This window comes from Rhizobium phaseoli (assembly GCF_010668805.1).
GTDB lineage: Bacteria > Pseudomonadota > Alphaproteobacteria > Rhizobiales > Rhizobiaceae > Rhizobium > Rhizobium phaseoli_A.
Genome location: NZ_WUFT01000016.1, coordinates 1 through 12,101, shown reverse-complemented (window position 1 = coordinate 12,101; position 12,101 = coordinate 1). Strand labels below are relative to the sequence as shown.

At 58.2% G+C, this 12,101-nt stretch carries 12 protein-coding genes and 2 pseudogenes; 9 read left to right on the top strand and 5 right to left on the bottom strand.

Annotated elements, in window-relative coordinates; genetic code table 11:
• Positions 1 to 19: 19 nt before the first annotated feature.
• The 4 genes from GR197_RS22970 (at position 20) to GR197_RS22955 (ending at position 3,401) form a co-directional block, all read left to right on the top strand.
• Entirely contained in the window at positions 20 to 559 is a 540-nt protein-coding gene (locus GR197_RS22970) for a DUF2243 domain-containing protein (protein WP_164013738.1), read from the top strand.
• Positions 560 to 1,034: 475 nt separating this feature from the next.
• Positions 1,035 to 1,859, top strand: coding sequence for a manganese catalase family protein (locus GR197_RS22965; RefSeq protein WP_164013737.1), 825 nt, complete (start codon positions 1,035 to 1,037; stop codon positions 1,857 to 1,859).
• 58 nt (positions 1,860 to 1,917) lie between these two features.
• Positions 1,918 to 2,415, top strand: coding sequence for a DUF4142 domain-containing protein (locus GR197_RS22960; RefSeq protein WP_164013736.1), 498 nt, complete (start codon positions 1,918 to 1,920; stop codon positions 2,413 to 2,415).
• Positions 2,412 to 3,401 (top strand): alpha/beta hydrolase fold domain-containing protein, encoded by a 990-nt coding sequence (locus GR197_RS22955; protein WP_164013735.1) that lies wholly within the window; start codon positions 2,412 to 2,414, stop codon positions 3,399 to 3,401. Before GR197_RS22960 ends, GR197_RS22955 begins: the two co-directional genes overlap by 4 nt.
• 28 nt (positions 3,402 to 3,429) lie before the next feature.
• On the opposite strand, the pseudogene GR197_RS22950 reads toward GR197_RS22955, so the two are convergent.
• Both GR197_RS22950 and GR197_RS22945 read right to left on the bottom strand, forming a co-directional pair.
• Positions 3,430 to 4,618: pseudogene (locus GR197_RS22950) on the bottom strand (NADH-quinone oxidoreductase subunit D).
• Between the two features lie 31 nt (positions 4,619 to 4,649).
• Entirely contained in the window at positions 4,650 to 5,279 is a 630-nt protein-coding gene (locus GR197_RS22945) for an NADH-quinone oxidoreductase subunit C (RefSeq protein WP_164013734.1), read from the bottom strand.
• 220 nt (positions 5,280 to 5,499) lie between these two features.
• On the opposite strand from GR197_RS22945, the gene GR197_RS32435 reads away from it, so the two are divergent.
• On the top strand, positions 5,500 to 5,802 hold the full coding sequence (locus GR197_RS32435; RefSeq protein WP_246724662.1) for a hypothetical protein: 303 nt from the start codon (positions 5,500 to 5,502) through the stop codon (positions 5,800 to 5,802).
• Positions 5,795 to 6,094 carry a hypothetical protein gene (locus tag GR197_RS22940; protein WP_164013733.1) on the top strand — a complete coding sequence of 100 codons (300 nt, stop codon included), beginning with the start codon at positions 5,795 to 5,797 and terminating at the stop codon, positions 6,092 to 6,094. Before GR197_RS32435 ends, GR197_RS22940 begins: the two co-directional genes overlap by 8 nt.
• 196 nt (positions 6,095 to 6,290) lie before the next feature.
• Here the strand turns inward: GR197_RS22940 and GR197_RS22935 are convergent, their stop codons facing one another.
• Together GR197_RS22935 and GR197_RS22930 are read right to left on the bottom strand one after the other, a co-directional pair.
• Complete coding sequence (locus tag GR197_RS22935) at positions 6,291 to 7,670, bottom strand: sensor histidine kinase (protein ID WP_164013732.1); 1,380 nt, start codon at positions 7,668 to 7,670, stop codon at positions 6,291 to 6,293.
• 425 nt (positions 7,671 to 8,095) lie between these two features.
• Complete coding sequence (locus GR197_RS22930) at positions 8,096 to 8,392, bottom strand: YfjD family protein (protein ID WP_164013731.1); 297 nt, start codon at positions 8,390 to 8,392, stop codon at positions 8,096 to 8,098.
• Between the two features lie 433 nt (positions 8,393 to 8,825).
• On the opposite strand from GR197_RS22930, the gene GR197_RS22925 reads away from it, so the two are divergent.
• From GR197_RS22925 to GR197_RS22910, 3 genes are all read left to right on the top strand, one after another.
• Positions 8,826 to 9,083, top strand: a complete 258-nt coding sequence (locus GR197_RS22925) for a GlsB/YeaQ/YmgE family stress response membrane protein (protein ID WP_164013730.1) — start codon at positions 8,826 to 8,828, stop codon at positions 9,081 to 9,083.
• A gap of 464 nt (positions 9,084 to 9,547) precedes the next feature.
• A complete protein-coding gene (locus GR197_RS22915; protein WP_164013728.1) occupies positions 9,548 to 9,757 on the top strand; it encodes a hypothetical protein in 210 nt (69 codons plus the stop codon).
• A gap of 306 nt (positions 9,758 to 10,063) precedes the next feature.
• Positions 10,064 to 10,390 carry a hypothetical protein gene (locus GR197_RS22910; RefSeq protein WP_246724661.1) on the top strand — a complete coding sequence of 109 codons (327 nt, stop codon included), beginning with the start codon at positions 10,064 to 10,066 and terminating at the stop codon, positions 10,388 to 10,390.
• Between the two features lie 132 nt (positions 10,391 to 10,522).
• Here the strand turns inward: GR197_RS22910 and GR197_RS22905 are convergent.
• A pseudogene (locus GR197_RS22905) lies at positions 10,523 to 11,891 on the bottom strand (ISNCY family transposase).
• Between the last annotated feature and the right edge of the window lie 210 nt (positions 11,892 to 12,101).

Genomic DNA, 12,101 nt, shown 5'->3' with positions numbered 1-12,101 from the left:
GTGCGATCTTGGTGATCTGATGACTTCGATCAATCGCGTGGTCGTAGATCCGAAATTCCCGCGGTCATCAGGCCTTTTGCTGGGGCTTGGTCTCGGAGGTTTCTTTGACGGTATTGTCTTTCACCAGATCCTGCAGTGGCATCACTTGTTCCGCTCGTGGTACCCGGTCGATTCTGTCGACACCCTAGAATTCAACACGCTCTGGGATGGTGTCTTTCACTCGGCGACATACCTGTTTGTCTTCACCGGTGTATTTATTTTGTGGCGCCACGGGCGCGAGCTGCATCTCCTGTGGTCGGCGAAGGAGTTGACCGGCACTGTGCTCGTCGGGTTCGGCCTATTCAACCTAGTGGAAGGTTTAATAAACCATCAACTGCTGGGAATACACCATGTGAACGAAACGGCCGATCGGTCGGCGTGGATCTACTACGACATCGGCTTTTTGGCCTGGGGAGCGGGGATGGTCATTGGCGGCTGGTTAATGGTTCGCAAAAGACGCATTGGATCCGTGCCGTCAATAGATGGTGACGCAACTCGGGAACCTGACGGCAGCGATTAAGACGATGAGGATCTGCCCGCCCTTCGTGTTATTCCGCTGCTGCTACTCTGCGCGTCTCGCCTTGACGATTGCCATCGAGCCTCTCGATCAAGGATCCGCCTCCCTTGAAATTTGTGCCTGTTCGCCGCTCCTGCCGCTGGAGCTCCAGGAAAGCGCCGCGCCGAGAACAATCAAAAGCCCAACCAACATGATGGCTCCGATGTAGATCATTAACGCTCGACGATCTGATCCCTGGTGCATCTGCCTCTCCATTCCGCCCTCGAACCAGGAAAAAGGGACAATGTTCCAGCAATGCGACGTTACCACGTGGCCTGCACCTTCCAGCAACCTTCGCTCCGGGTTCTCCGCGTCACCTTAATAGGTGCACTGCTGAAATCGTCGGGAACCGTCTCCCGGTCTGGTTGTTGGAGGCGCGTCTGGAATGCCAGCGACATCCGCCGCTGGCCGCCAATGAGATCCCCAAAAGGAGAAACCGATGTTTTATACGGATGGAAAGCTGCAATTCCCGGTGCGGGTTGAGACTCCCGATCCTCAGTTCGCCCGAGCATTGCAACAGGCTATCGGCGGCGTTGAAGGCGAGATTCGGGTCGCCATGCAATATTTCTTCCAAGCCTGCGGCGCACGCGGCGATCCGAAGTTTCGCGATCTGCTGATGAACACGGCCGCGGAGGAACTCGGGCATATCGAGATGCTGGCGACCGCGGTGGCGCTGAATCTCGAAGGCGCGCCGGTTTCGGTCAAGGACGAGGTGGCGCGTGACCCAGTGGCGAGTGCAGTCCTTGGCGGCATGAATATGAAAAACCTTCTGTCGGCCGGGCTGTCGGCGATGCCGGTGGATTCCGACGGCGTTCCTTTCGACATGTCGCACATCTATGCCAGCGGCAATATCGCGGCTGATATGACGGCCAATGTCGCGGCCGAATCCACCGGTCGCGTCTTGGCAACCCGGCTGTTCAACCTCACTAACGATCCGGGCATGAAGGAGATGCTGTCCTACCTCATCGCCCGCGACACGATGCACCAAAACCAATGGATGGCGGCGCTCGAGGAGCTCGGCGGGCCGGCGAGGGTCTTCCCGATCCCGAACAGCTTCCCTCAGGAGCAGGAGCTGCATGAGTTCAGTTATGCCTATCTCGGTTTTCAGCAGGACGGCAGCGAGCCGGTTGCGGGGCGCTGGTCCCAAGGCAAGTCAATCGACGGCAAGGGAAGTTTCGTGACCGCCGTGCCGCAACCGATGGGGCAAAAGCCCGTTCTCGGGCCAGCAAAGCCCAATAGCGGCGCGCAGGCGGAGCAGATTTGAGTGAAATTAAAGGCGGGCGTTTCGCCCGCCCCCCATCCAACGCACCAGGAGAAAAATGATGAGGCTGATATTCCAAGCGTGCCTTCTCTTCGTGATTGCCGCGCCCGCGTTCGCCGCCAATGAGGCCGCGCGGCAACAGGCCACCGGTTTCGCCGCCCGCGCCGCGACGGCAAATATGTTTGAGCTCCAGGCAGCCGAGATCGAAGTCGCAAAAGGCGCGGCCGAGGATGCAAAGCAGTTCGCCAACGACATGCTGAAGGATCACGGGCGTGCCGGTCCGATTTTGACGGATGCCGCCAAGGAGGACGGCATTCAGGTGCCGTCGTCTCTTGACGATGAGCACAAGAAAAAACTTGACGCGCTCCAGCAAAGTGATCGGGAAAATCTCGACCAGGCCTATCTTTCGACGCAGGTGACTGCGCATGAGGAGGCGGTATCGCTCTTTGCAGACTATTCGCAACACGGCCCTGATGGGGCTCTGAAGCGAGCGTCGCAGAAGATCCTGCCGGATCTCAGAATGCATCTGACGAGAATTCATGGTCTGACGTCGAAGTGAAGGAGGCGGCAACCAAGTATACGGCAGGCGAGGGGCTCAGGCCGTTTACCAGCAATGAACTCGGCCGCGCGCGAAGACTGAATGCGCTCCTCGGTCTTCTTCCACGCTACCACACCGATCGGCGCTGGAATGCAATTACTATTCAGGCCCTGGTTCGGACGATACAGTTCCTGGTTCCGGATAAGCTACGCCGCCACAATGAAATCGCTGGCGGGCGGGCCATGTCCAGTGACAGGCGCATCGGCGTAAGGTTGATCCTGCCGAAGGGTGTTCGCCGCGGCCTCTATGTTCATTTCCATGGCGGCGCCTGGGTAATGGGCAACGCCCGCTTGGACGACAGCATCACCCGTCCGATCGCAAGGCATTGTGAAATGTTGGTGGCAGGCATCGATTTCCGCAATGCTGTAGATGACCGCCTCGATCTAACCCTTCAAGACTGCAAAATGACGATCGATTGGCTGGTAGACCATCTGGCTGAGCTTCAGGTTGAGCACATCATCCTCGGCGGCGAGTCGTCCGGTGCACATCTTGCTGCGGAGGCACTTCTTCACTTGCGCGAGCGCGGCAGGGCAGGGGTAGTTGCCGGCTTTGTCTCGATGTGTGGTTGCTTCGACCTGACGGGATCGGAAAGCTTGCGGCGGTCGAATAGCGAGAGCCTCTTGATCAATGGGCAATCGGCGCTGCGCAATCTCCGGCGGCTGACTCCGAGCCTATCGGGGCGCCCGGCCAAAGGCCCGCTATTTGCCGATCTTTCCAACCTCCCGCCCGCCTTGCTCATCGCCGGAGCACTTGACCCGATCGTGGACGATAGCCTTTCAATGGCGCAGCAATGGCAGCAGCAGAGCGGCAATGCCGACTGCGTCATCTTTCCCGAGGCGGCGCACGGCTTTAACCGTTTGCCGACCAAGCTTGCGGCAAGGGCGAACAGTCTTGTCCGTGAATGGATGTCGACGACTATTGCGAAAGTTTGGCTAGGTAAGTCTTGATGCTCCGGAGTGCCGGCCGTCCGCGGAATCACCGGTCTACTTCGCCGAAGACGATGTCGAGAGAACCGAGAACGGCCGATATATCTGCCAGCTGGTGGCCGCGGGACATGAAATCCATCGCTTGCAGATGGGTAAAGCCCGGTGCGCGGATCTTGCAACGGTAAGGCGCATTTGTGCCGTCCGCGACGAGATAGACGCCGAATTCGCCTTTTGGCGCTTCCACGGCCGCGTAGACCTCGCCTGCTGGCACACGGAAACCCTCAGTATAAAGTTTGAAGTGATGGATCAGAGCCTCCATCGACCGCTTCATCTGTCCGCGCTTCGGAGGCACCACCTTGCCATCACTCGATGTCACGGGACCCGTGCCGAATCGCGGAGTAGCCGGTCGACGCATTGCTCCATAATCCGCACCGACTCCCGCATTTCCTGCATGCGAATGAGATAGCGGTCGTAGCAGTCCCCGTTCTTACCGATGGGAATGTCAAATTCCAGATCCGAATAGCACTCGTATGGATTCGCGCGCCGGAGATCCCATGCCGCTCCCGAGCCGCGGATAAGAACCCCCGAAAAACCCCACGCCCAAGCATCGGCAAGCGAAATCACTCCGATGTCGACATTGCGCTGCTTGAAGATGCGGTTATTGGTCAGAAGCTCGCCGATATCCTCAAGCGTCTTCGGAAAATTCCGGCACCATTCGCCAATATCCTCGACCAGATTGGCCGGGAGATCTTGATGCACGCCGCCGGGCCTAAAGTATGCGGCATGCATGCGCGAGCCCGACGCGCGCTCATAGAACACCATCAGCTTCTCCCGCTCTTCGAAGCCCCATAGAGGCGGCGTGAGGGCGCCGACATCCATAGCCTGAGTAGTGACGTTGAGCAGGTGGGACAGGATTCGGCTGATCTCCGCATAGAGAACGCGGATGAGCTGTCCGCGATAAGGCACCTTGACGCCGAGCAGTTTTCCACCGCCATGCAGTAGGCGTGCTCCTGGCACATCGGAGCAACATAGTCGAGCCGGTCGAAATAGGGCAAAGCCTGAAGGTAGGTCTTCTTCTCGATCAATTTTTCTGTGCCGCGATGAAGCAGGCCGATGTGAGGATCAACTCGTTCGACGATTTCACCGTCCAGCTCCAGCACCAGACGCAGGACGCCGTGAGCGGCCGGGTGTTGGGGGCCGAAGTTGATGCTAAAATTTCTGACATCACGTTCTGTCATTGATCTGCTCCAGGGGTGCTGATAACCGTCCCTACTGCTTTGGCGGCTCAAGGGTCGTCTTCTCGTCGCCCGGAAGATGATAGTCTGTCCCCTCCCAAGGGGAGAGAAATTCGAAGTGGCGATATTCCTGCTTCAATTCCACAGGTTCATAGATCACGCGTTTTGCGGCATCGTCGTAACGCACCTCGACGAAACCGGTGAGCGGAAAGTCCTTGCGTAAAGGATGACCTTCGAAACCATAATCTGTCAGGAGCCGGCGCAGGTCAGGGTGACCGGTAAAAAGTATGCCGTACATGTCCCAGGCTTCGCGTTCGTACCAGTCCGCACAGGGAAAAAGCGCGCAAGCCGAGGGGACGGGCGTGTCCCCGTCGGCGGAGAGCTTGATGCGTACCCTCAGGTTCTGGGAGGGTGACAGAAGATGATAGACGACGTCGAAACGTTCGGTTCGAGCTGGCCAGTCGACGCCGCAGATGTCAAGGAGACAACTGAAGAGACAGCGCCCGTCGTCCCGCAGGAAGCCCAGGAGTTCAATGAGGTGATCCCTGTCTGTCAGGAGTGTGAGTTCTCCCAACGTTAAGTGGTGGGCGCGAACCGCGCGCGGCCGCTTCGTGAGGATGTGTGATGCGAGATCAGGTAATTGCCCGGCCAAAAGTCCCTCCATCCGCCGTTACGAGCACTGACGGTCCGAACTCGTCGCGGTTCGGCAAGTTCCTGGCTGATCTAAATAAACCGGCTGCCACACCTCATGCCCCGCGGTGCCACCGTTTTTAGGATCTTTCTTGGCTCTGTCGGGCTCGCCCGAGTAAGTACGATTCCGTACGCGCGGTTGAAATCGGAAATCCTAAGATTAGGATCAGCTCACGTAATGGGGAGGGATGCGGATGACCCAGCATTCGGGGATTATGAAGCCAGCGCTGCAGCCTGACGACGTAGCCATGCTGAAAGCTGTGCTCAGGCAATGGTGTCAGGAAAAATCATGTGACATTTGCAGCCCGGCCGCGCAGCACGTTGCGAGGGAGCTCGTCTCGTGGTTCGAATGCGGCATTCGCAACGAGCATAAGCTCACTGGGCTGATGCGGCACATGCATCTTGAGTTGATGACTTCGCCGCTTGCGAGTTGTGCGCCTTGTGTGGGCTCGCGGCCAGCCATGGAAACCAACCAGTTGGTGGGTCACAATGGATAAGGGCCGACACACTGCGTCGATCGCTTTGGACGCGTATGGTCTGAGTTTTCCGAACCGGCAGGTCGCCCTCACGCACATCATCGATGACCTTCAGTATCTCCGCGACAGCGCCGTAGGCGCCTCTTCGGATCGCCGCCCAGCGCTCGATCGTCTGCTTCCGATAATCCGCGCGTCAATTGAATCGATCGCGAATGCCGATGATGATTGCTGGAAAAATATTATTAAGGAACTTCTCCAGCTTCGCGAGACGTTGCTGCGTCTCAAACCCGGCGCAACTCGGACCTGCCATTGACTTCCCCGATCGGCTGGGCGCGAAAACAACGGGGCGACGGTTTCGGCGAAGACCTGAAGGCCTGACCAGCCAACTGCTTATAATGCAGTTGGAATTCCACGAGATGCCCCGCTTCGCCATTTCTTAACATCTTAATAGTCCGACCTCGACAGCTTCTTCGCCGGCATTTCTCCATGCGCTAGGAACCCAGGTCGGTTCACAGATTTCGAGGCATGCGGATTAGAAATCTCGTACCGACCTTTTGGTTCTCAATTCTCAATTCGGCCTTCAGCTGCTGCACGAGTGCGCGGATGATCTTCATACCCAAGCTCTTCGCGTCATTCTCGCCGAATGAAAAGTCCGGCGGCAGACCTTGCCCCTTGTCGGCGACTTCTAACCAGATGTCTTCACCGACGCTGTGCGCACCGACGCTGACGGCCCCTGATAAACCAGGATAAGCATGCTTGAATGCATTCGTCACCAGTTCATTGACGAGGAGGGCCACTTGGATTGCGCGGTCCGCGTCAATGACGCACGGATCGGCGCTGACGGCAACGGTATTGCCGGAGGTCGACTGCTGCAGGCGTTGACATAAACTTGCAAGGAAATCTCCCAGATCCACCGTTTCGAGGTGTGGTTGACGCCACAACTGATCGTGCACCTCGGCAATTGTTCCAACACGCGCCTCGGCATCGCGAAGGGCCTGTCCCACCTCCGGCTGTTTGGCGGAACGGGCCTGCATAGCCAGCATGGCCGCGACCAGCGACAAGCTGTTTTTAACACGATGACTCATTTCCCGCATCATGATCTGCTGGTGCTCATCGGCAAAATGACGTTCGGTGTCGTCTCTGAGGACCTTGAGAAAGCCGGCTCGTTGATGATGGGCATGCAGTGGCATCGTCAGCCCGCTTCCCCAGAATGTAGACCCATCTTTTCGCAAGTGAAATCGTTCGTTTTCCGCGCGACCGCGCTCGAGCGCCGTCTCCATTTCGCGTTCCGGGGCGCCGCCGTCACGGTCCTCCTCCAGAAAGAGAATGCGTGCGTCGCGACCGAGGATTTCATGCTCGTCATAGCCGAAGATGCGGCAGGCCCCGGTATTCCAACTGATGACCAGTCCATCTCTGTCGAAAGCAAAAATTGCATAGTCGATGGCGCTTTCGAGAATGAGCTGCAGGCGCTCTTCGCTGGCGCGCAACGCTTCGTCCTCCTGAAGCGTTCGTGTTCGGTCACGGACGATTTTCAACAGGCCATAGATCATGCCAGCATCGTTTTGAAGAGGCATCATCAACCCCGAAGCCCAAAACATGCTGCCGTCCTTCCTGACATGCCATCGAATGTCGTCGGCGCGGCCTGAGGCAAGGGCTAACCTCATCTCCTTTAGTGCTGCTCCGGCAAGTTGATCCTCGAACGAGAAAATCACGACACCGTTTTGGCCGATCATGTCGTGGGAGGAATACCCGAAAAGTCTCGCTGCGCCGGCGCTCCACGTTGCAATGGTTCCGTCTAGATCCATCGTGAAGATGGCATAATCCACGGCGCTCTCGATTATGTGCCGATAAATTCCGGCGTCGTCGCTCGGAAAGGTGTATTGATCCATACAACAAACTCCCCGGAATTGCCGGTGGCGCAATATTAGCACCCGCCGTGGTAATGTCGTTGCGTGTGCGTTTGCGTACAAAAAATCAAGTCGAGACTTGTAGGCCTGAAGGATCAGTCGGGTGTCGCGGCCTCCAGGTAGCCGGCCGTGTCATTGAATTGTCGCACCGCTCCATACGGCTGGCCATGCCACCGCTTGTAAGGTCCAGCATCTGACCGGGAAACCATCTTTCGATGGCGCTTTCGATAAGCCCGAGCTTTGCCAAAACCTCATCTGGCGGTGATGGGCCGATCACGGCTTCGCCGCGGTTCGAGCTCAGCCTTCAGGCTGGAAAGGCGTCATGCGTCATTGCCTAGAGAGCCGGGGCAAATCCTCGCACGGCAAGAGCCTCAAAGAGCGTGACAATGTACCTCCTGTCTGCGTGTTCAATCCGCCAGCACGCTCAGGCATCGGCTATTTGTGTACTTGCCCGGCAGATCCTTTTCGCTCGTCGCGGCCGCCGGAAGCCTGTTCTGTGATCCTTCTCTATCGGACGCACGCACAGGGGCCGTGGGTGCACTACTCACATAGAGGCCCAGCCCGAGCGCGCCGACGGCAACGACAAAGGCGCCGGCAATGGCGAAGACCGATCGCCGGCCGTCCTGTTTGATCATTCCGAAAGCGAGAGCGATTCCCAGAAGTGCTGCCCCTCCCGCCACGGCAAAAAGCCAGATATAATTCATCGTCGTTTTCCCAATATCTGAGCACCCAACCTTGAGAAATGACGAAGGTTCCCGATTCGACGGCCGCTCGCCCCGCGCCGAGTTAAATCGGAGTGATATAGCAGCGGAGAGAAACGGCGCCAGGTTCGCAGATGGAGCGGTTTGTTCTCGTTCGTGGCAACCGGTCACAAGCTCATGGTCGACCCTCCCGCCGCCGCCAGATCCATGGTCTAATTCAGCGGTCTAGTGGCCGAGCTAGCGCATTCGGCCGAATGCGCGGGGGCCTCCCAGCGTGAAGGGACGACGGTTGCAGAGATAGAGGCCGTCTGGCCGTCGGAACCAATCGGCACCACGTGTGTTAATTCTTGGTCGCGCGGCAATCATTCCTGCAAAGATTTGATGACATGACGGTCAGCTGGCGACGGTCGTTTGGTTCAACTTCAGGGGAATTCATATGGAAAACGCAGGAATCGGCTGGATTGCAGCAATCATCATTGGCGGTTTAGCAGGATGGCTCGCCGAAATGTTCATGAAGAGCAATATGGGCGTTCTCATGAACATCTTGCTTGGTATAGTCGGCGCGATCGTCGCTAACTTCATTCTCTCGCTCTTCGGCGTCGTTCTCGGCGGATGGGTGGGATATCTCATCGCGGGCTTCGTTGGAGCCTGCATCCTCATCGCCATCGCGCGCATGGTCCGACGACCGGCCTGATTGAACAGGCTCTCCGTCTGTCTTGAGCGACGGGCGGTGTGGCTCATACCCATAGCCTACCGCCCGAACAAACGATTTTCGTGCAGGCCGCCAGCTCGGCCGCAAGTCCGCTTCGCCAACAGAGTTACCGCTTAATCGCGAACACTGTCGCTGATCCGATTTCGGCGGCGGCCGATCGCGTTGTGCCGGATCGACGCCGCGCCGCTAGTGCGGATCTAGTGTAGCAGTCGGCGAACTTGGCGCTCGCCCTGTTAGTACACGTGCTCCGCTGACACTCGCAATCAATCCCATTACCACTCATCATTCAGAACGGTGAGTGTGACATTCCAACTTCGAAGATCTCAATCTGGAGCGGCGTCGCATATTCACTATGTGATGAGTGCCGAGGGGGCGTCGCCTGCGTTCGCCCAGCGGTCGCAACCTCATGTGGCGATAGGATTCGAAGTTCTTTGGAGGCTTTCCGTATGACCGAAGACGACGGACTGAGAAACGAAATTTACAGGCTGGCTGCTGAGGCGGAGGCCCAGGCGGAAATCACCGCAGATCTGAAGTCGCTAGCTGTCCAGCTCTGGGCGAACTTCGACGAGTTCTCGGTCGAGGATCTGGAGGAAATCCTCCGGGACGAATGGAGGTCTCGCGGACTTTCCTTTAACGACAACTCCGACATCGCTTGACCGGAACGCCAACGATGTCGGCCGGCGAAAAGTCTTACTGGAACTGCATCGCGGTCAAGGACGGAGCCTACCTGCGCCCGAGCCTCCACAAAGGAAGCTCTGCTATGGCGGAGCAATAAGTTCGGTTTCGAACTGTCGCGTCAGGGACCGAGGAGGCATTTAGAAGCGCGGAACCGTCAGCCGACTAAGCGAGGGCGGCGAGCCAGCGTTGGTCTGGACTTGACGATCACAAAACAGAGGCAGCCGCGCCTCAGCGGCCAGCTTCTTCCGGAACAACCACGCGCCCCAACCTAACGGAGCGTGATGATGGTCACTTTGGTAGGAACCGAATCCGACATCAAAGATCTGGTGAAGAACCTTCTTTATCTCGAGCACGACGCGGTCGCCGCCTACGATTCCTGTATTGAGCGCCTCGACAGCCGCGAGCTTGCGAGCCAGATCGCCGCGTTCAAGGAAGAACACCTGCAGCATGTTCACGTTTTGATCAGGATGGCTCGCGAACTTGACGTCGACGCGTCAACGGAAGGCGACATGAAGCAGATGCTCACTACCGGCAAGACTGCGCTGGCCGCCGACCGCGGCTACACACAATGTGGCAGCGATGTTGAAATGTCCGCCGTTGCGCAAAGTTAAAATGTCCGTTTCGGTGTCCACACGGCAGGACGACCAGCCCCGATCTGAGCGGCTGGTCCGGGTTGCAAGATCAGATCGGGGCGGGTGAGGGGCACCCTTCGGCTTTAGCTTTGAGACGATGCGATCGACGTCTCACTCGGCAGCATCAAGCTTTGCCAGCGCCGCTTTGCGGCGTTCGATCACTGCCGGATCGTTCATGAAATCCTTCCGACGTCCCGGACCGTGAGCCCGTCGCACATAGCCGTTCTTCTCGCTGTTGGTCTTCACCACCGGCTTCGACGGCTGCTCCTGGCGCTCCTTGATATAGGCCAGACCATCGCCGAGCCGCTTGTTCTCGGTGATCACCGCATGCGTCACCCGCTGGTCCTTGTCGAACACCTTGTAGGGCAGGGAATCTTCCAGCGCCGTCCAATCGACCGTCCGCATAGACATAGGTCTCGACATAACGACCGACCAATCCGCGCGTCACCTCGGTCTCTTCCAGCATGATCCGCTTACGCTCGAACGAAAACGCCAACTGCGATCCGACATAGCGCTGCTCACGCTTGCACAGGATCTCCTGCAGTCGATCCGGCGCCAGATTCACCGGTCGGTGCAGGTCATCGGGCCGGGCAGGGACAATCGCAAATCGCGCATTGTAATGCTCCATGAAGCCAGGCAGGAACACATTGCCTGCCTCCATGTCGTCGATGCCGGCCAATCGCAATTCCTTGACCAGCCGATCCTGCAGCGTCCGGTTCATTCGCTCGACGCGGCCCTTGGCCTGGCTCGAATTTGCACAGAGAATCTCGATGTTTAGTTCGCAGAGCGCCCGCCCGAACTGGGTCATGCCCTGGCCACCCTTGGCGTCCTTCTTCGTCACCCGGAACACCGAATGCTTGTCGGAATAAAAGGCAATCGGTGCGCCGTGATGCTTCAGATAAAACTCAAGTGCCTCGAAATAACTGAAGGCGCTTTCGGAGCGCACGAAGCGCAACTGCATCAACCTTCCCGTCGCATCGTCGACGAACACCAGCAGCGAGCACGGATCACCGCGGTCTTCGAACCAGCGATGTTCGGACCCGTCAATCTGCACCAGCTCGCCATAAGCCTCGCGCCGCAACCGCGGCTGATGAAACGTCCGCCGCTGCCTGCGCGACAGCCAAAGTCCGGCCTCCGACATCCATCTGCGCAACGTCTCGCGCGACACACGCAATCCATCGCGTTCGGCAAGCTTCTCGGCCGCCAGCGTCGGCCCAAAGTCCGCATAGCGTTCGCCAACCAGCGTCAGCGCGTAATCCCGAACACCGTCGCTGATCCGATTGTTCGACGGCCGGCCGATGGCCTTGTGGCGGATCGACGCCGCGCCGCCAGTGCTGATCCGGTCGAGCAGCCGCCGCACCTGGCGCTCGCTCAGCTCAAGCACATGCGCCGCCGTCACCACCGTCATGTGGCCGGCAATGACTTTCGACAAAACCTCGATCCTCTGCAGATCGCGCTCGCTCATCGCAATCAGTCCCATCTGCAATCTCCCAGTCGTCGTCATTCAGACGCAGGGAGTGTGACATTCCAACTTTGCAGAAACAGGACACTTTAACTTTGCGGTGTGACTTCTAATGTAAATGCAACAAAGGCTTAAAGGCTACTACAGGGCAGGGAGATCAGCCCCCGATCCGACCGGCTGGGCCGGGTTGCAAGGGCGGAGCGGGGGCGGGTGATGACGCACCCCTTC

What these genes read in the sequence shown, in the direction of transcription:
- GR197_RS22970 (WP_164013738.1), top strand. Translation starts at nt 20, where the DNA reads ATGACTTCGATCAATCGCGTGGTCGTAGATCCGAAATTCCCGCGGTCA.
- GR197_RS22965 (WP_164013737.1), top strand. Translation starts at nt 1,035, where the DNA reads ATGTTTTATACGGATGGAAAGCTGCAATTCCCGGTGCGGGTTGAGACT.
- GR197_RS22960 (WP_164013736.1), top strand. Translation starts at nt 1,918, where the DNA reads ATGAGGCTGATATTCCAAGCGTGCCTTCTCTTCGTGATTGCCGCGCCC.
- GR197_RS22945 (WP_164013734.1), bottom strand. Translation starts at nt 5,279, where the DNA reads ATGGAGGGACTTTTGGCCGGGCAATTACCTGATCTCGCATCACACATC.
- GR197_RS32435 (WP_246724662.1), top strand. Translation starts at nt 5,500, where the DNA reads ATGACCCAGCATTCGGGGATTATGAAGCCAGCGCTGCAGCCTGACGAC.
- GR197_RS22940 (WP_164013733.1), top strand. Translation starts at nt 5,795, where the DNA reads ATGGATAAGGGCCGACACACTGCGTCGATCGCTTTGGACGCGTATGGT.
- GR197_RS22935 (WP_164013732.1), bottom strand. Translation starts at nt 7,670, where the DNA reads ATGGATCAATACACCTTTCCGAGCGACGACGCCGGAATTTATCGGCAC.
- GR197_RS22930 (WP_164013731.1), bottom strand. Translation starts at nt 8,392, where the DNA reads ATGAATTATATCTGGCTTTTTGCCGTGGCGGGAGGGGCAGCACTTCTG.
- GR197_RS22925 (WP_164013730.1), top strand. Translation starts at nt 8,826, where the DNA reads ATGGAAAACGCAGGAATCGGCTGGATTGCAGCAATCATCATTGGCGGT.
- GR197_RS22915 (WP_164013728.1), top strand. Translation starts at nt 9,548, where the DNA reads ATGACCGAAGACGACGGACTGAGAAACGAAATTTACAGGCTGGCTGCT.
- GR197_RS22910 (WP_246724661.1), top strand. Translation starts at nt 10,064, where the DNA reads ATGGTCACTTTGGTAGGAACCGAATCCGACATCAAAGATCTGGTGAAG.